Consider the following 22490-nt stretch of genomic DNA (forward strand, 5'->3'; position numbering starts at 1 on the left):
TTCTTATGTTTTACTGTGTTCACGTAAGCTCGAAATTGTAGCACGCGGGCTAATGGCTTCGGTGCCTATCATGAGTTCTAATACGGCACCGGTCGGCGATGCCAACGCACGCTCAAAAGCAGCACGGAACGCTTGTGTGCTGGCGACGCGCTCACCATAAAACCCATATGCTGATGCCAATGTAACAAAATCGGGATTCACCAGATCGGTTCCTGAAACACGGTTTGGATAGGTGCGTTCCTGATGCATCCGTATTGTGCCATAGGTGCCGTTATTCAAAATCAGGATTATAGGCTGGATATTCTCCTGCATCGCTGTGCCTAGTTCATTTCCATTCATCTGAAAATCACCATCACCGGCAAAACACAGAACCGTACGATCAGGATACTTGGCCTTGGCGGCAATGGCGGCGGGAACCCCTGCACCCATTGCACCACTTTGTGGTCCCAGCAACCGTGCCTTATGTCCAAATTTCATAAATCGATTTGGCCATAGCGCAAAATTACCTGCCCCATGTGTCACGATCACATCGTCAGGCAGAACATCGTCCAGAACTGCCATCACCACGCTCATATCGACCGGGCTGTCCTGAGGATCAATTTTGAAACTTGATAAATAGGTTTTTCGGGCTGTATGGCACCATTTTTGACGTTTTGAATTAGCCACCAGCGTGCGTGTTGACAAGGCTTCGGCAAAACAGTTAGGTCCCGCATGAAGCGGTATATCTGCCGCATAAATTTTACCTAATTCACCATCAGATACATGACTATGAATCAATTTGGCTTTCATGTTGGGGCTGTCAAAAAGCTGATAGGCATCGGTTGTCATTTCACCAAAACGGATATTGATCGCCAGAATCAAATCAGCCTCACGCAACATTGACTTCATATAGGAATGCATGCCAACACTGGCATCACCAGCATAGCAATCGTGGTGGTTATCAATGATGTCATGAAACCGGTGCGCCGCAACAATTGGCAGATTATTCGTCATACTGAAATTACATAACGATTTAACACCGTCATCATGCCAGCGGCTTCCCCCAACTATGATAACCGGCTTGTCCGCCCTATTGAGCATGGCTTCAACCGCATCCAATTGCGACATTGATATGCCGGGTTCGGGAATGCGAACAGGCTTGCATGGTGGGGTCGCAACTTGTTGCGTCAGCAATGTTTCGGGCAAAGACACAATGACAGGTCCCGGGCGGCCACTCAAAGCCGTAATCCACGCCCGACTGATCAATTCCGGAATACGTGCCGCGTCATCAATTTCGACAACCCATTTGGCAATACTACCAAAATAGGCTGTATAATCAATTTCCTGAAACGCTTCACGGCCAATCATATCGCCACCAACCTGACCGACAAATAACAGCATTGGCGTTGAATTCTGCATTGCCGTATGCACGCCAATTGACGCGTTTGTGGCACCGGGTCCCCTTGTCACAAAGCAAAGCCCTGGTTCACCAGTGAGTTTGCCCCATGCCTCAGCCATATAGGCTGCGCCACCTTCCTGTCGCGCCATGATAAAACGGAATTCATCTTGGTGATCGAACATGGCATTCAAAACAGCAAGGTAGGATTCACCCGGGACACCAAAGCCTACCTTGGCACCCAGTGTTATCAGGCATTCCATCAAAAGGCTGCCACCATCTCTCATAGCCGTATCCTATCCAATGAAGGTACCCCCTGACGTCAGCTAAACTTATATCAGGATGAAAAGATCACGAACATTATTTTGAAATATTAGCAACCATAGAAACTGCTTTGGCAAAGGGAGCCACGCGCCCTCCAGACAAGCCTGGCACATTGATACGACTATCACCAACGACATACATACCATGATCAACACGAAGCATTTCAACCTGTTCAGGCGAAAGGCCAAGCCGTGAGAACATACCACGATGGTCTTTTATAAAGTCAAAATGATCTGAATTACATTGCTGACGCAATGCTTCGGCAAGATCTTCACGCACCGTCAACATGGCTAGGCGCATCTCTTCTAATTCGGCTTCCCACTCGGCGCGTAATTCACTGTCCGATAGAATAATGGCCACCAAAGCAGCTCCATGATCAGGTGCAAAGGAATAATTCATCCGATTCAAAGTTGCCAAATTACCCTGTGTTACGGTTGCAGAGTCCGCATCCTTGGCAATAACCATCGCGCAACCAACACGGTCACGATAAAGGCCAAAATTCTTTGAACATGACGCCGCTACCATCATTTCTGGCATCCGTGAAGCCATGGTACGCATGTATATAGCATCTTCTTGCAGACCGTCGCCAAAACCCTGATAGGCAATATCAACAAGTGGCATGACATTCTTTTCCAGAACAAGATCGGTGATGGATTGCCATTGATTTGCTGTCAGATTGGCACCTGTTGGATTATGGCAACAGCCATGAAGCACGAGCATGTCGCCAGCCTGCATGCCTTGAAGCGACACCATCAGGCCATTAAAATCAACCCCGCTTGTTGCTGGGTCAAAATAATCGTAATTTTCAGTTTTAAAGCCAAGATGCTTAGCCATTGCCACATGCGATGGCCAGCTTGGGTTGCTGACCCATATAGTTGCATCGGGATTCAATAATTTCATGGCTTCGAAAAGCTGATGTAATGCGCCAGTGCCGCCTGGTGCTTGCAAGGTTGCCACACGATCTGCCGCAACTGCATCTCCCAATACAAGCTTGCGCATCTCATCTCTAAACACCTCATCTCCGGCGAGCGCCTTATAGGATTTTGACGTCTGCTCAGCATGTAACCGGACTTCGGCTTTTTTAACAGCTGTCATAATCGGTGTTTTACCGTCAGCATCTTTATAGACGCCAACGCCAAGATCGATTTTATTTTCGCGTGCATCGGCAGCAAAAAGTTTACCTAGACCAAGAATGGGATCAGCTTTCGCTGGAATGAGCTTTTCAAGCATTATAATGTTCCGATTGTAAGGGCTGTCTATCTATTTTGTAGGGCAAATCTGCCTTTCAAGGCAATCACTTTTAGCTAGCGTTTAACCTCGGGTATCAAACCACGAGGGGCAAATCTCAGCACCAACAGTAAAACCAGACCCATTGTGATCAAGCGCATATGCGCGGCGCTATTCATCAGATGCACGCGTAACCAGTGATCTTCTGACATTCCCGAGGTAAGCGTATCGATAAGCCATAATCCCATTGGTTCGGCTTCAATCCAGAAAAACCAGATTATGAAACCACCAAGGATTGAGCCCCAGTTATTTCCCGATCCACCAACAATAACCATAACCCATATCAGAAAGGTAAACCGAAGTGGTTGATATGTAGTCGGGGTAAACTGGCCATCCAGAGTTGTCAGCATCGCACCTGCAACACCCACAACGGCTGAACCTAGAACAAACACCTGTAAATGCCGCCAGGTGACATTCTTGCCCATCGCGCTGGCAGCGATTTCATTATCCCGTATGGCGCGCATCATCCGACCCCAGGGTGAACGCAATGCCGTCTCAGACAGCCACAAAATTACCAGCAATACAGCCGTAAACAAAATGGCATAGCATAATTTAACGACAATGGATGATGCGTCATCGACCTGCACACCTAAACTTTCTGCCCAATCCTGAAAACCGGCTGAATTATTTAAATCGACTTCATAGGGAACGGGACGCGGCAAACCAGCCACATTCTTGACACCACGCGTAAGCCAATCCTCAAATTTGAGAAAATAGATAATAATTTCTGAAATACCCAATGTGGCAATCGCCAGATAATCCGACCGAAGACCAAGTGATATTTTTCCAACCACCCATGCCGCACCAGCGGCAAAAACACCACCAACAAGCCAGCTGAAAATGATCGGCATGCCAGCGCCACCCAGAAATCCGGTCTTTGCTGGCTCGACCGACTCAATCGCTAAAATAGCAGGGTCAATAATCATCCGCATAATGATATAGCCAATTAGAACAGCAAGGCCCGTCAGCCAGTAACGCCGCCGCCCCATTTTGGCAGTCTTGCGCCAGACAAATATGCCCGCAACGATCATGCCAAGACCGGCGATAAGGCCACCAAGGATGCCAAGGCCACCTACTTGCCACGCTTCAGGTACAGGTTGCGATGCAACCAACACCCCTGCTAGACCACCAAGCGCGGCAAAGCCCATGATTCCAACATTAAACAGACCTGCATAGCCCCATTGGATATTAACCCCAAGCGCCATGATCGCCGAAATCAAACACAGGTTTAAAAGCGATAGTGACACACTCCAGCTCTGAATAAAGCCGACAAAAACGAGCAAGCCTGCCATGATTGAGAAATAGACAAGATTTCTTTCTTTATCTGTCATATTGATTTCCCACTAAAGATACCGGTTGGCTTCACCAGAAGCACAATCACCAGGATGACAAAAGAAACGGCAAATTTGTAATCGGTAGATAGGAATTGCACCAATCCCTCGGGCGCCATGCTTTCTGGTAGCATATAAGTTACAACACGCTTATACGCGAAAGTGATGATCAACTCGGAAAAAGCAATGACAAATCCACCAGCAATTGCTCCAACCGGACTGCCTACACCGCCAACAATAGCCGCCGCAAAAATTGGCAATAGCAGTTGCAGATAGACAAACGGCTTAAAGCTTTTATCAAGACCATATAAAGTGCCCGCTATAGTTGCCAATGCAGCGGTGATAATCCATGCGATCATCACGACCCTATCTGGATTAATGCCAGATAAAAGCGCTAGATCTTCATTGTCTGAAAAGGCGCGCATCGATTTACCTGTCCGTGTTCGGTTTAAAAACCAGAACACAGCCGCAACAACGATGACTGCCGTGATCACTGTTACGCCTTGCGATGTTTTTATCGCCAGCCCTTCATTCAGACCGGTCATCTGCTTAAAGGCACGCGCTTTCATGATAAAACGGGCACCATCACCAAATAATTGATCATTCGGGCCAATAATGAAACGTATTAGGCCGCCGGTAACGAACATCACACCAACCGAAACAATAAGATAAGTAACGGATGACGCCTTTTGCTCACGATAATAGCGATAAACCACCCGATCCGTTGTCAGGCACAGGATGGTTGTTCCCAAGATACCAACTGGCAAAGCCAATAATGCTGTTGGTAGCGGGGCTATGCTGACGCCCAGTGATTGCAACCACCAGGTCACCATGATCGTTATCATGGCACCAAAGGCCATCGTCTCACCATGCGCAAAATTCGAAAAGCGCAAGACGCTATAGATAAGCGTTACGCCTAGGGCACCAAGTGCCAGTTGGCTACCATAAGCCAGGCCAGGCACAAGAATGTAATTTGCCAGAATAGCCAGAGGGTTTAGAAAATCAGCCATCATCTACCCTCCCAGAAATGCTTTACGCACATTCGGATTAGCCATCAATGCCGATCCCGTGTCGGTATAGCGATTTTCACCTTGCACAAGGACAAAACCCTTATCAGCGATATTCAGCGCCTGTTTGGCATTTTGCTCGACCATCAAAATAGCAATGCCGGTGCGCGCGACTTCAATGATCCGGTCAAACAGCTCATCCATGACAATCGGCGACACACCAGCGGTAGGCTCATCAAGCATGAGCACTTTTGGTTTTGTCATCAAAGCCCGGCCAACAGCCACTTGCTGACGCTGACCACCAGACAGTTCGCCCGCAGGCTGCAACCGTTTTTCGTGCAGAATGGGAAACAGCCCATAGACCTGATCCATTGTCTCGGCAATATCATCGCGGCGGATAAAGGCACCCATTTCAAGATTTTCTTCAACCGTCATGCTGGTAAAGACATTGCTGGTTTGCGGCACAAAACCCATGCCTTTGAGCACCCGATCCTGTGGCTTCAAATCGGTAATATCCTCACCATCAAACAATACTTTGCCTGCCCGCAAATCAAGCATTCCGAACATGGCCTTCATAGCTGTTGATTTACCGGCACCATTTGGCCCAACAACAACAGCGATCTCGCCGCGTTCAACACTTACTGTGCAGTCATGCAGAATGTCGGCACCGCCATATCCACCGGTCATTTTATCACCAATCAGAAAGCTCATTTTTTAGCTCTCTTATTGTTTTTCAATCCGGTGCCAAGATAGGCTTCGATGACGTCTTCATTCGCCTTGATTTCAAGCGCGGTGCCTGTTGCAAGCACACTACCCTCGGCCATGACAATGACTGGATCACATAATCTGGAGATAAAATCCATATCATGCTCAATCATGCAGAACGTATAACCACGATCCTTGTTCAGGCGGAAAATGGCATCGCCGATGGAATTAAGCAATGTACGGTTCACACCTGCACCGACTTCATCCAGAAACACGATCTTTGCATCGACCATCATCGTGCGGCCAAGCTCAAGCAGTTTTTTCTGTCCACCAGATAGATTTCCCGCCAGTTCATCCGCAACCTGACTGATTTGCAGAAAATCAATGACGTCACTAGCCTTTGCCCTGATCTCAGCTTCTTCAGAACGGACACGTGCCGGATTGATCCATGTATCGATCAAACGCTCACCAGATTGCATACCAGGTACCATCATCAGGTTTTCGCGCACGGTTAATGTCGAGAATTCATGCGCGATCTGAAACGTTCGCAACATGCCTTTTTCGAACAATTCATGCGGTGCAAAGCCGGTGATATCTTCACCATCAAGAAACACCTGTCCGGATGTGGGTTTATAGACCCCCGCAATGACGTTGAATAAGGTGGTCTTACCAGCACCATTAGGGCCAATCAGCCCTGTAATTGAACCTGTTTCAATGACCATAGACGCATTATTGACAGCTTTAATGCCGCCAAAATGCTTACTAATGTTTTCAATAACTATCATGAAAAATACAAAACAATAAAATGATCCAGACACCCAATAATGTCTGGATCATAAAATATACCGAATCTAGCGGAAACGTGCTGTTGTGATCTCGCCACCTTTAACAAGGATTTCCTTGTAGTTGCCAGCAGACTCACCAGCATCAATCAGCTCAACAGCAGACGCGCCGACATAATCGATGTCACCACCATCAGCAATGATCTTCATCGCCTTGGCTAGTTCACCAGGATAAATCTTTTCACCTGGCGCATTAGCAACATCCATCACCTTGCCTTTGAAATCAGCACTTTCGGCTGAACCAGCAGCCTGCATGGCCAGCATGATCAAAGCCGCACCATCATAAGACTCAGCCGCGAAAGGACCGTCTTTGAAACCAGCGGCCATGGCAAGTTCTGCAAACTTTGCAGCACCTGGGCTGTCGGTACCTGGGATAGTTCCAAATGAACCATCAAGATCAGGACCAATAGCCTGTGGAAGTGAGTCACCAATCATGCCATCAGGAAGCACAAATGTGTCAAATGAACCTGTGTCCAATGATGCCTGAATGACGCCTTTACCGCCCTGGTCAAGGTAACCAGCAACGACCAACACTTCACCACCAGCCTGGGCTAGTGCGGCTACTTCTGCGCCATAATCGGCTTTACCATCTTCATGCGAAGCTGAAATGGTGATTTTGCCACCCAGTTTTTCAAAATTCATCTGGATGCTGTCTGCCAGGCCCTTACCATAATCATTATTGGTATATGTCATGGCAACAGACTTGATGCCCTTTTCATTCAAGATCTCAGCAACAACCTGACCTTGACGCGCATCTGATGGTGCGGTCCGGAAAAACAGACCATTATCTTCCAATGTCGATAATGCTGGCGATGTGGCTGATGGTGAAACCATCACAATACCTTTGGCCATGGCAACATTCTGCAAAATAGCTGTTGTTACACCTGAACAGTCAGCGCCCATGATAGCTTTGACGCCATCTGACGTGATCAGACGTTCAGCTGTCGCCGTTGCAGCCGCTGAATCGATACAAGTAGAGTCACCACGAACTGAGGTCACAGAAGACCCGCCCATGAATGCAGCTGAATCGGTAACTTCCTTCATCGCAAGCTCAGCCGCCGCCGCCATATCTGGCGTTAGTGATTCGATCGGGCCTGTATAACCAAGAAGCGTTCCGATTTTGATATCAGCCGCAAACGCCGGTGTAGCTGAAACCGCTACAGCCAAAGCGGCAATAATAATTTTTTTCATCATTAATCTCCCAAAACATAATTCATACTTTGTTGGTGATAATGGCTTAATATGCACGTAATACAAGTCTTAAACTATCATAAATACTCAAAAAACGATCTCATGAAATGAAAATTATTTACCAATCAATATAAATACATGATTGTAAGTCCCTATAATCATCCATCTAGGTTTTGCCATTCATGATCAGTCATATAACCACCAAAAACCTACCGCATAATCCGGGCATATCAGGCTGGAACGCGATACTACCAGATGACAAGCCACCACAGCCTTTGAATAAGGATATGACTGCCGATTGGCTGGTGATTGGGGGCGGTTTTGCTGGGCTATCAGCGGCGCGGCGTTTGTCACAGCTAACCCCCAGCACAAAAGACATAAATGGCGCAAAAATTGTCGTACTGGAAGCTGGCCGCATTGGTGAAGGCCCCGCCGGACGCAATTCTGGCTTCATGATTGATCTGCCGCATGTGCTGTCATCCAAAGACTATGCTGGTGACAATACCGAAGACCAACTTCAAATAACGATGAACCGCCGTGCCATAGATTTCGCGCTTGATGCCGCAGATGAATATGGAATGGATGCTGAAACCATTTCACAAAGTGGCAAGGTCAATGGTGCTGCCACCGCCAAAGGCGTCGCGCATAATCTGACCTATGCCGATCATCTGCAGAATCTTGGCGAAGCCTTTGAAATTCTTGATGCGCAGCAGATGCAAGAGCTATCTGGTAGCGATTATTATCATCAGGGACTTTTCACACCCGGCACAACAATGCTTCACCCTAGCGCCTATATACGTGGGCTACGTGATGGCCTTCGGAACAAAGTCGATGTTTTTGAAAACAGCCCTGTCATATCACTGAATCGGACAGGGCCCGACTGGCAAGCCAAGACACCTGATGGCACCATCACAGCACCCCAAATCATCATGGCGGTAAATGGTCATGCGCAAAGCTTCGGCTTTTTCAAAAGACGGCTGATGCATATTTTTCTTTACGCTTCGATGACCCGTGCCATGAATGCGGAAGAAGTACGAAAGCTTGGCGGGACATCACGCTGGGGCATCACCCCGTCAGACCCTGTCGGCAGTACGATACGCCGCATATCAGGACGCTCTGGTGACCGCATCATTGTCCGAAATCAAGCCAGTTTTGTAAGCTCTATGGAAGTGCCTGACCATGTTGCCACAGTCAAGCGCACGCATCATGAACGTAGTTTCGCCGACCGCTTCGAGAAAATGGGCAATATAGAAATGGAATATAGCTGGGGCGGTAAATTATGCCTTAGTCTGAATGATGTGCCTGCCTTTGGTCCGATTGAAGACGGCATCACCGCCGCCTGCTGTCAAAATGGGCTGGGCACTGCCCGCGGCACATTATCAGGCATCGTGGCGGCTGATCTTGTTACCGGCAATCTTCATGACAATCATCAAAGCCTAGAACGCATGCTATCCTATCCACAGCCCAAAAAACTGCCTATGGAACCTTTTGCAACAATTGGTGCCACCCTGACGATCAAATACCGCGAATGGCGTGCTGGCAAAGAAGTCTGATGGCATAAAACCTAATAAGTTTCATTTAGCCCCTTATCTTCGGGAATTTCGCGTTCACGGCGGGCAATATAGTCAAGCAAGGCATCGTTGATCGCCACATCCAGCTTTGGTTCTTCATATTCATTCAACATCTGGCGCGCCATTGACAGCGCACGCGCGGTGACATCCTGTGCGCCTTCTGCTTGCCATTGTTCAAATGAATTATTGTCAAATAACGAAGGCATAAAAAAGGCACGCTCAAAATTCTCAAGCGTATGGGCATGACCCAGATAATGACCTCCTGGCCCTATATCTCGAATGGCAGATAATGCTTCATCAAAATCGTCCCAGCGTAACCCCTCTGCCATGCGATATCCCATTGCACATTGTTCGGCATCAACCATGAATTTGGCCACCGAACAATGCATGCCGGCCTCGTTCCAACCAGCCGAATGCCATATGTAATTCGCGCCAGCCATCAAAACAGCCATCAAGGTTGTTGCGCTTTCATAGCCTGCCTGCGCATCAAGTGTTTTGGCACCACCAAGTGTATTCGATGTCCGCCAAGGCACACCATAAAACCGTGCCATCTGACCAATCATGAAATTCATCAGCGAAATTTCGGGCGTTCCTGCCATCGGCGCCCCTGACCGCATGGATACCGTTGATAGATAATGCCCATAGATCGCTGGTGCTCCTTTGCGCACAACCTGCGTATAGGCAAGTGCCGAAAGCGCTTCGGCATTCAACTGCGCAACCGCAGGCACAGTCGAAGCTGGCGTATTGGCACCACCAAGTACAAAGGGCGAGCAAAGAACCGGTTGGTTACGTCGGACAAAGGCACGCATCGCGCCCAGCATCGTTTCATCCCACACCAATGGCGAATTGCCATTGATATTGCCGACAACAACAGCATGATCTTCAAGATATCCAGCGCCAAACAATATATCGCACATATCCATGACATCTTCGCCATTTTTACCCGACGTCGTCATACCCATGAATGTCTTGTCCGAATATTTCATCGAAGAATAGGTGATTTGCAAATGCCGGTGCGGCACCGGATGATCCATTGGTTCAACAATATGATGCGCTGAAGAATGCAATGCTGGCGACATATGCGCCAATTTATGGAACATTCCCAGATCATTCAGCGTCGGCAAACGTCGATCATCATCAAGATCGCGCAAATAAGGCGCACCCGTCATCGGGATAAACATTGATTTACGACCGCCTAGACCGATCGTGTTTTCGGGATTGCGTGCATGAAGCGTTATCGTTTCGGGAATCGAGCTTATCAGACTGCGTATGTGTGCGCGGTCGAATTTAACAAGATCGCCCTCAACACGGGCACCGGCACTGCGCCAGTCATCAAGCGCAACTGGGTCACGAAACACAACACCAACATCTTCCAGAATAGACATTGACGCATCATCAATGCGGGCAATCTGGTCTTCATCCATTGGTTCCGTCAGTGGCAAACGGCTTTCCAGCGTCGGCAGCATAGACGGCACATGAAGTTTCCGCTTTTCTCTGCGTGATGATCGTCCACCAGCCCGATTGGGGGTATCTGATGATGATGCGTCCATGTAGCCCCCTATTTATGCGTTCTCAGCATATCCAATCGTCTTTAATTGCGCTGCTATTTCATCCAGAATAGTTGGATCATCAATTGTTGCAGGTATTGTCCAAGGCTGGCCATCAGCAATCTTTGCCATCGTACTGCGCAATACTTTTCCCGAACGCGTTTTGGGCAAACGTTCGACAACAACAACCAGATTAAAGGCCGACACCCGTCCGACGCGCTCTTTTACAAGCGCAATCGCCTCGGCAACAATATCCTCAGCCGGACGTTGGCAATTTGGATAAAGACAGATCATGCCTAATGGTAACTGACCTTTTAATTCATCAGCCACCCCAATAACAGCACATTCGGCAATATCGGGATGATCAGCCAAAACCTCTTCTAATTGCCCTGTCGAAAGCCGGTGCCCTGCAACATTAATCACATCGTCGGTTCGCGCCATAATATAGACGTAACCGTCCTCATCCTTAAACCCGGCATCACCCGACTCATAATATCCCGGAAACGTGGTGAAGTATTTTTCCACAAACGCGTCATCAGCGCCCCAGATTGTTGACATGCCAGATGGCGGCAAAGGCCATTTGATCGCGATAGCTCCCAACTCACCTGGCGGCACAATCGCACCTTCGGAATCAAGAATATCAATCTCGTAACCTGGCATCGGCACCGAAGGTGAGCCCAGCTTGATAGGCAGTTTTTCGATACCCATGGGATTAGCACAGATAGACCACCCCGTCTCGGTTTGCCACCAATGATCAATGACCGGAACTTTCAACTTGTTTTCGGCCCAGGTGACCGTATCTGGGTCGGCGCGTTCGCCAGCAAGAAACAGATACTCCAGCGATGAAAGATCATGTTGCTTCATCAAGGCACCTTCTGGATCAGCGCGCTTAATCGCCCTGAATGCTGTCGGCGCTGTAAACAGCACTTTAACCTTATGCTCGGCAATCACCCGCCAGAACACACCTGCATCAGGTGTTCCAATGGGTTTGCCTTCAAACAGGACACTGGTGCATCCGAACAGCAAAGGGGCATAAACAATGTAGGAATGCCCAACGACCCAGCCAATATCCGACGCTGCCCAGTAAACCTCGCCGGGGCTCATGTCGTAAATGGCTGACATCGACCAGTTTAGCGCCACCGCGTGTCCACCATTATCGCGGACAATACCTTTTGGTTGGCCCGTAGTGCCTGAGGTATAGAGAATGTAAAGTGGCGCCGATGCTGCCAATGGCACAGGCGGCAATTCGGCTACCCCATCATGCGCGTCATGCCATTCAAAATCGCGTCCCGGAACAAGCTCGGCTTTCAAGGCATCACGCTGGACAATCACACAATGCGACGGCTTGTGTTCAGACATATCAATCGCCGCATCAAGCAGGGGTTTATATTCAACAATGCGGTTCGGTTCATGCCCACAAGAGGCGCTGATAATGACTTTTGGTGTTGCATCATCAATACGTTTGGCAAGTTCAGCCGCAGCGAAACCACCAAATACAACCGAATGCACAGCCCCTATGCGCGCGCATCCAAGCATGGCGATCACCGCTTCGGGAATCATCGGCATATAGATAATGACACGGTCACCAGTTTCCACACCAAAAGATTGCAACATACCGGCGAATTGAGCGGTTTTTTGCTGAAGCTCGGCAAACGTAAGTTTGCTTGACGAACCAGTGATAGGCGAGTCATATATCAATGCATTCTGCGCACCGCGACCAGCCATCACATGCCGGTCAACAGCGTTAAAACATGTGTTCATAACCCCATCGGGAAACCAACTGTAAAACGGCTTACGCGATTCATCCAGTGCAGAAGATGGCGGCAACACCCAATCAATGCCGTTCGCAGCCTCAAGCCAGAACCCCTGACTATCACTGGTAGCCTTTGCAAAAAGAGATTTATATGCACTCATTGATCACTCTCCCAAAGCCAACTGGTTTTCACCATATAGGCATCTCTTAGCTTTATCTGAAAATTTGTCCAAAATCGTAAATTATTAGCGCTATATTAGACTCGAGTGGAAAGGATAGCATGCCCATCACATCATAGCCCAACACGGCCGGCATAATATAAAATCTGATCATATAGAGAAACCACGCCACATAGAGCGGCTTCATCCTATCGATCAGAAAGGGAGGTGTTAATCGGTGCATGGCCTTCAGCATCGGGTTGGTGATTTTGATGAAGGCTTTCATGAAAAAGAAATCTGAATTCTCAGCGACAAAAAGCGACATGCCAAAGCGGCCAATCAAAGTCCACATAGCCGCGCCCATCAGATAGTCCATTATCAGGACGATTGTTGAAAAGCCACTTTCCATAATTAGCATTCCCTACTTGCTTCTTGAAATTCTCTATGCCTCGTTAAACATCCGTTTACAGTAGCAAAAAATAGGGCGGGGAAAAGCCCCCGCCCCTTTCATTCGTGAAACATAATCAGTCAAGTGACCAATTATTGCGATGCGTCCAGCACAGCTTTGCCTTTCGGAATGCGGATTTCGTCAACCATCTTTTGGGTTTCCTCATCCGGCTCCTCGGTAGCCAAGCTGACCACAACCATCAGAATCAGGCTGACCGGCATACCGATCATACCAAACCGCAGACCGTCGAGGCCAAGCCATGGCGTCATGCCAGCGAACTGCACCATATACAGATACCATGCGCCAGCGCCAAAGCCACCGATCATACCGGCGACAGCACCTTGACGGTTTGCCCGTTTCCACCAGACACCAAGGACTAGCGGGAAGAACAAGCCCGAGTTTGCAAAGCAGAACGCCCATGCAACCGCACCAAGAATACCTGTCAAACCTTGCGACGCGACATAAGCACCAGCGGCACCAACCGCCAGCAACAGAATACGAGCCACAACTAGGCGTGTTTTGGTATCAGCCTTTGGATCAATCATCTTGTAGTAAAGGTCATGTGACAAAGCATTCGCGATCGCCAGAAGCAAACCGTCAGCTGTTGACATCGCAGCCGCCAGACCACCAGCGGCCACAAGGCCGGAGATGACATAAGGCAGACCTGCGATTTCTGGTGTTGCCAGAACCACAATATCACCCTTCATGAAGAATTCATTGATCTGCAAAATGCCATCGCCATTGCCATCAAAGATTTTCAGGAAGCCAACATTGCTCCATTTCTGAACCCATTCCAGCGCGTTCACATCGGCAATCGACTTGCCGATAATGCCTGTTGCCAGGTTCGGATCAAGCAGAGAAAGCTTGGTGAATGTCGCCAAAGCAGGCGCGGTGAAATATAGCAGGAAGATGAATGCCAATGACCAGCCCACGGACTGACGCGCGGCTCTTACTGAAGACGTTGTAAAGTAACGCATAAGAACATGCGGCAGAGACGCTGTACCAGCCATCATACAGATAACCAAGGTCAAGAACTTCCATTTCGCCATCAATGTCGTGCTGGCATCATTAATACCAACTTTCAACGCGGCAAGACTACCAGCCGCAGCTTGTGCCTCGGCAGTCGGCATAACAGTGCCAACACCATGCAAGGCCTCAAGTTCCTGCACACGCAAGACAGCATCAAATTGTGCAAATTGCGGTATCAGTCCATAATCGAACTTGTTGGACATCCACACCACAGGAAGAATATAGGCGATAATCAGCACGATATATTGGGCAACCTGTGTCCACGTAACCGCTTTCATACCCCCCAGCATTGAACAGAGCAAAATGCCTGCAAGGCCGATCCAGACAGCTACATTAAATGGAATAGCCAGCGCGCGAGACGCCACAATACCCGTTCCTGTAATCTGTGCTGTCACATATGTGAATGACGCCACCACCAGAATGATCACCGCACACAGACGGGCAAGATTGCCACCGTAACGCGTACCGATAAAATCAGGCACAGTATAGCAACCAAACTTGCGCAGATATGGCGCCAGCAAACTAGCCACGAGCACATAACCACCGGTCCAACCGACGAGGAATGCCATATACGGATAGCCTTTAAGATATATACCACCAGCCATCGCAATGAATGACGCCCCTGACATCCAGTCAGCCGCCGTCGCCATGCCGTTAAACACAGCCGGCACTTCACGACCAGCGACATAATATTCGCTGGATTCCATTGTTCTGGATAAAATGCCGATCAAAGCATAGATACAAATGGTGAAACCAACGAACAGCCAGCCGATTGTATCTGCGCTCACACCAAGCTGTTCGAGAATTGCCATTAGAATTACAAAGCCAAGAAATCCAAGAGTATAGATTCCATAAACTTTGGAAAGATTGTTAATAAATCCACCCTCAAGTTTCATGTCACCCTCCTCTAATCTTCAGCAACGTCGAATTCTTCATCCAATTTGTTTTGCTTTGACACAAACCAAAAGATGAGAATAACAAACGCTATCTGTGAACCCTGGCCAGCCATGAAATAGCCTCCCGGGAATGAACCTGCGACGCCGTTTAGCTGTTCGCCAAACCAATGCACCACAAATGAAAAAACGAACCAAATCGCAAGAGTCGTAAAAAGCAAACTCTTGGTTCGGTCCCAGTGGCTTAGCGCCCCTGAGTCTTGCTTACTCATGATGTAATCCCTCCGTTTACGTGGTTTCAACTCTCCAGAAAAACCACCATATGCTGACCCCTGAACTATTCGTGCTCCTGAAACAACATATCTATGTACAAATCGCAGATAGTAATTGTTATTATTTTGACCGCGACAATATAGGAAACAGATGTTAGTGAAGAAGTTGAAAATGACAATCGATTTTTAAAAAACGTGATTGCAAATATGTTCCAGAAATTGAAATCACTACTGCAAACGCTAGGATTAAGAAAGCTTGATCCCATCACCACGCACAAGCAACTTATTGATTTTATTGAATCAAGATCCGCATTCGTTTCACAGACCACGTTGTACACCTATGTAAAAGCACGGGCGGGCATGCAGCATCCAAAATTATTTGCCAACCCGGATTTTTTGACCTCTTTGCGAATTGCGCGCTGGCATATTTATGGTGCCGCCATTAGTGACTTGACGCTTTTTGTAGGGGCGCAAATCAACCGTGACGCGATACTGGCACACGATCAGCTAAGTATTTATTGCACCGAAATGATCGAGGATATTTTTGCAGCCAATTCCCAGGAAGATATCGATTCCAAGCGATTCATGCAGATTTGTGAAAAAGGAAAACAGCGGATAGCCTTTGCAGACTGGCAAGCGATTGAGAGTGGATCTGCCGCTTTTCAATCCAGTTCGGATGCTGTTTTTAAGTGGGCACCCATTGCCGATGAATTAAAAGTGCATGATGAAGAAATTGTGCGCAACTCCATTCACTTGCGGTGGATTGGTGTGCGCCGCGATTTAAAAGACCTAATCAAGCCAAGACTGATTATTGATGACTGGCAAAAACATCGTGATCACGCCTGTTAGGTCACTTATCACTGATACAAATCACTGATACCATGCGGACGAACGCGCGACCTTATGACAACAGCCTAGGTTAGTGCTTTCAAACGCCTGAAACTTGTTGAAATTCTGACCTAGCCAACTGCACGCGCAACAGCCTGCAAGGCGCATAGCAAATCTCGATCCGTATCCGTATCAATGGCTGTCCCGTTCGACGCCATACGCACAATCACGGTCTCGCGCTTGGGGTTTACCCAGATCCATTGGCCATGAATCCCGATAGCGCAATATTCATCTTCGTCAAACCCTGGCTTGTACCATTTGGCACGATAGGTACCCTTTGGAAACAGACGTGGTCCCTCGCCTTTCTTTTGCTTCAGCCAGGCACGGCTATCGGCATAGTTCCGGAACTCACTGATCCAGCTAGCCGGAACAATCTGCTGACCACCCAACGCGCCTTCACATCGGGTCATTTCGGCAATCTGCAACAGGTCATGCACCGCCATGCAATAGCCCCCTGCGGCACGTGGTGCACCAAATGTATCAAGCGTGATATAACTCTCATGCCGCGTCCCGCATGGCTGCATAATCAGCTGTGAAAACAATGTTGATAGCGACATACCCGATACGCGCTCGATGACCCAGCCCAGCATATCGGTATGCGGCGAACAGTAATGATGAATCTCACCATGTTTCTGTCCATCACCCGCGGCTGGCATCTTCGCCAGAAACGCTCTTAAACCATCTGTTGTATGGCCTTCCTCGACCGGATTCCACGCCGATGCGCGCCGATAGGCCATGAAGACACCTGTCACATCCTCGTAATCCTCGACAAAGCTGGACGCAACTGTCATATCCAGTAGCTGGCGAAGCGTCGCATCTTCATATGCACTACCGGCAACCTCCGGCACATAGGCGGATATTGTGCGTGTTACATCCAGCACACCCTGATCCACCAACACCCCCACCACCAAAGCGGTTAAAGACTTTGATACCGAAAACACAATATGTGGTCGGTCTGGCGCCCCAAAACCGTCAAACCAGTCATAGATTAGCTGGCCATTCTGCATCACGGCAAAGCAATCGGTCTGGCTGTTACGCAAAAATGTATCGAGGGTCATATCCTTACCATCGGCACCGGTAAACCGCATGGATCCTAGATCCTGCCGCGCTTCATTCAGATCCAAAGGGGGCGATGCTGCCATTATCGGACTGGTAGGCAGAAGCTGGCGCATATGCGAAAATGACCAACGGGCAAATCCGGGTTCACGCCAATTTGCCAGCGTTACTTGATCATGCGGCGAAGGGGGCGCGCCCTTCATCAAGCTATCATGCGTCGCATTATCATTTTGCTGATTATCAGACATCATCTCACCCCTAGCTTAGCTAGGCTGGTAAAATTCGGCGCGCGCTGTTTTTAAAAATCCAGCGCGCAAAGCTTGTGTAAAAGCACCAGGCGTACCGTCAGCAATCATATTATCGTCAATATGGCTGACTGGCAGCACATAAATTGAGGCCGCCGTCAAAAAGGCTTCGTCAGCCCCCAACGCTTCATCCAGCTTGTAAATACGTTCCTCGACCGCTATCCCCTGTTCGCTGGCAACACGCAACATGGTCTGCCGCGTAATGCCATGCAAAATCTCATTACTCACTGGCCGCACAATAAGCGTCTTATCCTTGATAAAGAAAAAGCTTGAAGACCCTGCCTCGGTTATAAAACCATCCTCATCAATCATCAAAGCTTCATAGGCACCCGCTTCATGCGCTGCCTGCTTGGCCATGACTTGCGCCAGCAAATTCGTTGTCTTGATATCACGGCGCACCCATCGCAAATCTGGTGCTGTCAGAACCTTAACAGCTGGTGCCGGATCATCAGCGATAAATTTAGCCCCTTGCGTAAAGGCAAATATATTTGGCTTATAACTGTCATTATAGAAAAAGCTGCGATCACCCTCGCCGCGCGTAACGTGCAGATATAAAAACCCTTCAACCAGATCATTTTCGCTAACCAACCGCATCAGCATCTCAAATAATGCGTCCTTATCCATTGGCGAAACCATGGCAAGCTCACCACATGACCGTTCCAACCGATGAATGTGATATTCAAAATCTACAATTTGACGGTCAATAACGCCAAATCCTTCATAAACAGCATCGGCAAACAGCAAACCACGGTCAAAAATTGATAGTTTGGCATTGCCTTCAGCTACAAATTTTCCATTCAGAAAAACAATCCGTTCACCACTCATTTTCACTATGTCCTTATGGATAAATATCTAATTAGAATCAGCTTATAATAAAGCACTATATCAAAACTATAGATTTGATTGCCCAAAGAACCTAATTTAAAGAGACCTTCATGAAAAGATGGCTGATGAAATCATCTCGTCAAAGGTGCTAAAGCTTGGCGGCTACCTCTATAAATGTGGCCAACGCGCTTGAAAGCGGTTCCGGTTGGCAATGCTCATCGTCAAAGATACCGTTTCATTTCCAGCCTCATCAAACAAGCTATTATGCACTGTGCCATGCGCGTGAAGCCATGCACGTGGAGCGCCATCTTCAGGCGCCAGCATAACATCAAGTCGTATGTCATCAATATTGATCTTCTCATCCAGCGCTAATAATGCATCATCAATGCCAGCGCCAGTTAGGGCGGACACAAACACACCATTGCCGACTAGATTTTCCAGATATTCGCGGGTCTCGCCAGCCATATCCCCTGCCATATCATCGATCTTGTCCGATTTATTCAGAATATGAATCACACGCTCGGCCTGCATCTCGGCATCAAGCCCTAACTCTTCAAGTATCTGGCACACATCGGCATATTCTTCTGCCACCATTGGTGATGAGGCATCATGTACATGCACCAGAATATCAGCCTCAACCACTTCTTCGAGTGTGCTTTTAAACGCCTCAACCAATTCAGTCGGTAGCTGGCTGATAAATCCAACCGTGTCGGCAAGCACCGCGCGACGTCCCGATGGTAGCTTCATACCCCGCATAGTCGGATCAAGCGTCGCAAACAGCATGTCTTTTGACAGAACATCTGCGCCGGTCAACATATTGAATAAGGTTGATTTTCCGGCATTCGTATAGCCAATCAGAGCCAATGTTGGCGTTTCACTGCGATCACGATTACGGCGTTGCAAATGACGTGTTCTTTCAACCTCACGTAACTCACCTTTGATGCGCATGACCCGATCCATCAACATGCGCCGATCAAGCTCGATCTGGCGTTCACCAGGGCCACCCAGAAAACCACCACCACCGCGCTGGCGTTCAAGGTGCGTCCAGCTCCGTACCAACCGCGAACGCTGGAATGTCAGTGCCGCCAGTTCGACCTGAAGCCGTCCTGCATGGGTCTGCGCGCGTGCACCAAAAATCTCTAGAATCAAAGCTGTCCGGTCAATGACCTTGCATGATGTCAGCGTTTCCAGATTACGCTGCTGCACCGACGACAAAGTCGTATTGATAATGATCAGAGGATGATCATAGGCCTCGGCCATTTCGGCAAGCTGGTCGGCATAGCCTTTGCCAAGAAATGAGCCCGCACGCGGTTGCGAAATATTGACCGTTTCCGCCACAACCACATCCAGCCCAATGGCCTCGACAAGCATACAGGCTTCTTCCAGCATCATGTCGGCTGGGCGTGATGTTGGCGCGTATTTTACGTCTGGATGAATGACAAAGGCGTTATTACTACCCAAAATATGTCCTCGAAAATTAACTTATAAATCGATCCCGTCTTTCTGGAATATCGATAACTATCATATATGCAGATTGGTTTGCTGGGATACACTGACAAAATATATCGTATCGTTAACGATATACTAAACTTTTTTTCCTATACTTTAGAATGGAATATTAATCGTCGGAGATATTAGGCTATGAAGCAAGCGCACGTTCGTCCCCCGGAATGTAGGTTTAACCTAAATTTGAAAGACGCTGATACGGTGCTTGATATTGTCACGCTGAAGAAAAACCAGAACCGGATTTCGCTGGATAGATTTACACCTTTGATACTTTTGATGCTGGCAGCATGTGGCGGTGGCGGTGGCGGTGGCCTCGGCAAACCAAGGGTAAAAATCTCGGATGATGGTTCAGACGTTGCGATAAGCATATGGGAAAACACGACGTTGGTTTCATCTGATAGCGAAGAAACTAATCGAGAACTGCTGGAAAAACATGCCCGTGAAATCGCATCACTTGCTGGTAAATCTCCGGGCAGGGCAAATATTAGCGACATAAATATAGCGCCTGACGGTAAAAGTGTTACGCTTAGGCTAGATTATTCAAACTCTGAATTTTCATATCTTTCGGCAACTGTAAAAATAGAGCTTGTCGGGAATGATGCCGAATTTTTCCGTATGATCAGGCTTGACGGCCTTGGGTCAGAAATCAGATTCATAGATACCCCCAATTACGAAGAACCATCCGATAAAGATGCAAATAATATCTATAATTTTAAATTAAAATACACAATGACCTTTGTTGAAACTGGCAAATCGGAAGTCTCCTACGTAAACTATGCGGTAACAGTGAGCGACGTAATAGGCGATTTGGATTCCACTGACGGAGGTGTGATTAGAGCATTCGATGTCGCGGAAAACACGTCTTGGATACTTACCAACAATATAATGACATTGAAAAATGTATCTCGCATACAGAAGATCACTTTTGAAAATCTCGTCATCGCTGAAGATGGAAATTCAGCCACCTTTAGAACAACTGACAAAGCCACAGGTGCTGAAGGAATAGTTACAATTCGCTTAACTGGTAAAGATGCTGATAAAATTGAAATAGTACGATTTGGAACTGCAGATACATATTTTGGTCTTCAATTCAGAACCGCACCCGATTACGAAAACCCAACTGATAGTGATGGCAACAAAACTTATGAATTTTCTCTTGTCTATACGGGATTAAAACAGCCAGAAACCACACGTTTCCGTATCACAATTACCGATCTTGACGAACCCGCATCGTCACAAAGTCGATCGCATCAAAATATGGAAATATTTCATCCGGATACTGACGACTATAATATGCCCGAAAGTCAGGATTTATCACCCCCGTCTGAATTCATTTAGTCTGAAATCATTTAGTCGGGTACATCTTGATCGCTGGACGCATCGCTTTCGTTTGCCTAAACTAACCACGATTTGGTAAGGGGCAGGTTTCATGGCGAAAACAATCATCATCACGGGCGCGGGTAGCGGTATTGGGCGGGCAACAGCACAGGCTTTTCTTGATGCTGGTTACAAGGTCGGCTTGATTGGCCGGCGCAAGTACACGCTCGATGCAACCGCCAACGGGCATGAAAATGCCCTTGCCCTGCCATGCGATGTCAGTGACGCCGATGCTGTCGAAACCGCATTCAGTACCGCCTTTAGCAACTGGGGACGGTTAGACGTTCTGTTTAACAATGCGGGTATTGGCAGTCCAGCCATGCCGATTGACGAAATCCCCGTCCAGACATGGCTTGATGTTGTGAATATCAACCTGACCGGATCATTTTTATGCGCCCGTGCGGCTTTTGCCCTGATGCGCGCGCAATCCCCGCAAGGTGGCCGTATCATCAATAATGGGTCGATTTCGGCGCATGCCCCACGCCCGGGATCGTTACCCTATACGTCAACCAAGCACGCGATTACCGGTCTGACCAAAACCCTGTCGCTGGATGGCCGCCCGTTTGATATTGCCTGCTCGCAAATTGATATAGGCAATGCGCTGACCGACATGGCGATACCGATGACCAAAGGTGTGCCGCAGGCCGATGGCACAATCAAGGCCGAAGCCACGATGGATGTGGCACATGTTGCCGACGCGGTTCTGCATATGGCCAATCTGCCGCTAGAAACCAATGTCCAATTCATGACAATAATGGCGTCAAAGATGCCTTTTGTCGGGCGCGGCTAGGTGGATCGTA

19 protein-coding genes are annotated in these 22490 nt (G+C 48.2%); 4 read left to right on the forward strand and 15 right to left on the reverse strand.

The features are described 5' to 3' along the window. Nucleotides 1-3 precede the first annotated feature (3 nt). The 7 genes from SAR116_RS03980 to SAR116_RS04010 form a co-directional block, all read right to left on the reverse strand. Nucleotides 4-1662, reverse strand: a complete 1659-nt coding sequence (locus SAR116_RS03980) for a thiamine pyrophosphate-dependent enzyme (protein ID WP_013045649.1) — start codon at nt 1660-1662, stop codon at nt 4-6. A gap of 73 nt (nt 1663-1735) precedes the next feature. Then, nucleotides 1736-2929, reverse strand: coding sequence for an amino acid aminotransferase (locus tag SAR116_RS03985; protein ID WP_013045650.1), 1194 nt, complete (start codon nt 2927-2929; stop codon nt 1736-1738). Between the two features lie 74 nt (nt 2930-3003). Then, nucleotides 3004-4317 carry a branched-chain amino acid ABC transporter permease gene (locus SAR116_RS03990; protein WP_013045651.1) on the reverse strand — a complete coding sequence of 438 codons (1314 nt, stop codon included), beginning with the start codon at nt 4315-4317 and terminating at the stop codon, nt 3004-3006. Further along, nucleotides 4314-5330: a branched-chain amino acid ABC transporter permease gene (locus SAR116_RS03995; RefSeq protein ID WP_013045652.1), complete on the reverse strand. Its 1017-nt coding sequence runs from the start codon at nt 5328-5330 to the stop codon at nt 4314-4316. Before SAR116_RS03995 ends, SAR116_RS03990 begins: the two co-directional genes overlap by 4 nt. Further along, nucleotides 5331-6035 (reverse strand): ABC transporter ATP-binding protein, encoded by a 705-nt coding sequence (locus tag SAR116_RS04000; RefSeq protein ID WP_013045653.1) that lies wholly within the window; start codon nt 6033-6035, stop codon nt 5331-5333. Beyond that, nucleotides 6032-6814 carry an ABC transporter ATP-binding protein gene (locus SAR116_RS04005; protein ID WP_013045654.1) on the reverse strand — a complete coding sequence of 261 codons (783 nt, stop codon included), beginning with the start codon at nt 6812-6814 and terminating at the stop codon, nt 6032-6034. The genes SAR116_RS04000 and SAR116_RS04005 overlap by 4 nt, the downstream gene beginning before the upstream one ends. A gap of 66 nt (nt 6815-6880) precedes the next feature. Beyond that, the gene (locus SAR116_RS04010) at nt 6881-8062 is read right to left on the reverse strand and encodes an ABC transporter substrate-binding protein (protein ID WP_041861135.1); all 1182 of its coding nucleotides are present in this window, start codon (nt 8060-8062) and stop codon (nt 6881-6883) included. 182 nt (nt 8063-8244) lie between these two features. Here SAR116_RS04010 and SAR116_RS04015 point away from each other — a divergent pair, with 182 nt between their 5' ends. Next, nucleotides 8245-9615 (forward strand): NAD(P)/FAD-dependent oxidoreductase, encoded by a 1371-nt coding sequence (locus SAR116_RS04015; RefSeq protein ID WP_013045656.1) that lies wholly within the window; start codon nt 8245-8247, stop codon nt 9613-9615. An 11-nt stretch (nt 9616-9626) separates the two neighbouring features. On the opposite strand, the gene SAR116_RS04020 is transcribed toward SAR116_RS04015, so the two are convergent. The 5 genes from SAR116_RS04020 to SAR116_RS04040 all read right to left on the reverse strand — a co-directional run bounded on the left by SAR116_RS04020 (nt 9627) and on the right by SAR116_RS04040 (nt 15733). Further along, entirely contained in the window at nt 9627-11183 is a 1557-nt protein-coding gene (locus tag SAR116_RS04020; protein ID WP_013045657.1) for a trimethylamine methyltransferase family protein, read from the reverse strand. A 12-nt stretch (nt 11184-11195) separates the two neighbouring features. Further along, a complete protein-coding gene (locus tag SAR116_RS04025) occupies nt 11196-13094 on the reverse strand; it encodes a propionyl-CoA synthetase (protein WP_013045658.1) in 1899 nt (632 codons plus the stop codon). 52 nt (nt 13095-13146) lie between these two features. Continuing rightward, nucleotides 13147-13500 (reverse strand): YggT family protein, encoded by a 354-nt coding sequence (locus SAR116_RS04030; protein WP_013045659.1) that lies wholly within the window; start codon nt 13498-13500, stop codon nt 13147-13149. A gap of 131 nt (nt 13501-13631) precedes the next feature. Beyond that, nucleotides 13632-15464: a sodium:solute symporter family protein gene (locus SAR116_RS04035; RefSeq protein ID WP_013045660.1), complete on the reverse strand. Its 1833-nt coding sequence runs from the start codon at nt 15462-15464 to the stop codon at nt 13632-13634. An 11-nt stretch (nt 15465-15475) separates the two neighbouring features. Beyond that, complete coding sequence (locus tag SAR116_RS04040; RefSeq protein ID WP_041860751.1) at nt 15476-15733, reverse strand: DUF4212 domain-containing protein; 258 nt, start codon at nt 15731-15733, stop codon at nt 15476-15478. A gap of 207 nt (nt 15734-15940) precedes the next feature. On the opposite strand from SAR116_RS04040, the gene SAR116_RS04045 reads away from it, so the two are divergent. Continuing rightward, entirely contained in the window at nt 15941-16582 is a 642-nt protein-coding gene (locus tag SAR116_RS04045; protein ID WP_013045662.1) for a hypothetical protein, read from the forward strand. Between the two features lie 110 nt (nt 16583-16692). On the opposite strand, the gene SAR116_RS04050 is transcribed toward SAR116_RS04045, so the two are convergent. The 3 genes from SAR116_RS04050 to hflX form a co-directional block, all read right to left on the reverse strand. Beyond that, nucleotides 16693-17928 (reverse strand): serine hydrolase domain-containing protein, encoded by a 1236-nt coding sequence (locus SAR116_RS04050; RefSeq protein ID WP_083775256.1) that lies wholly within the window; start codon nt 17926-17928, stop codon nt 16693-16695. Nucleotides 17929-17940: 12 nt separating this feature from the next. Next, a complete protein-coding gene (locus SAR116_RS04055; RefSeq protein ID WP_013045664.1) occupies nt 17941-18807 on the reverse strand; it encodes a D-amino acid aminotransferase in 867 nt (288 codons plus the stop codon). 168 nt (nt 18808-18975) lie between these two features. Continuing rightward, nucleotides 18976-20268: a GTPase HflX gene (gene hflX / locus SAR116_RS04060; protein WP_013045665.1), complete on the reverse strand. Its 1293-nt coding sequence runs from the start codon at nt 20266-20268 to the stop codon at nt 18976-18978. A 228-nt stretch (nt 20269-20496) separates the two neighbouring features. Here hflX and SAR116_RS04065 point away from each other — a divergent pair, with 228 nt between their 5' ends. Both SAR116_RS04065 and SAR116_RS04070 read left to right on the forward strand, forming a co-directional pair. Next, nucleotides 20497-21651 carry a hypothetical protein gene (locus tag SAR116_RS04065; RefSeq protein WP_148212249.1) on the forward strand — a complete coding sequence of 385 codons (1155 nt, stop codon included), beginning with the start codon at nt 20497-20499 and terminating at the stop codon, nt 21649-21651. A gap of 91 nt (nt 21652-21742) precedes the next feature. Next, nucleotides 21743-22480: an SDR family oxidoreductase gene (locus tag SAR116_RS04070; protein ID WP_013045667.1), complete on the forward strand. Its 738-nt coding sequence runs from the start codon at nt 21743-21745 to the stop codon at nt 22478-22480. The last annotated feature ends 10 nt before the right edge of the window (nt 22481-22490 follow it).

It is taken from the genome of Candidatus Puniceispirillum marinum IMCC1322 (assembly GCF_000024465.1).
Classification (GTDB): domain Bacteria; phylum Pseudomonadota; class Alphaproteobacteria; order Puniceispirillales; family Puniceispirillaceae; genus Puniceispirillum; species Puniceispirillum marinum.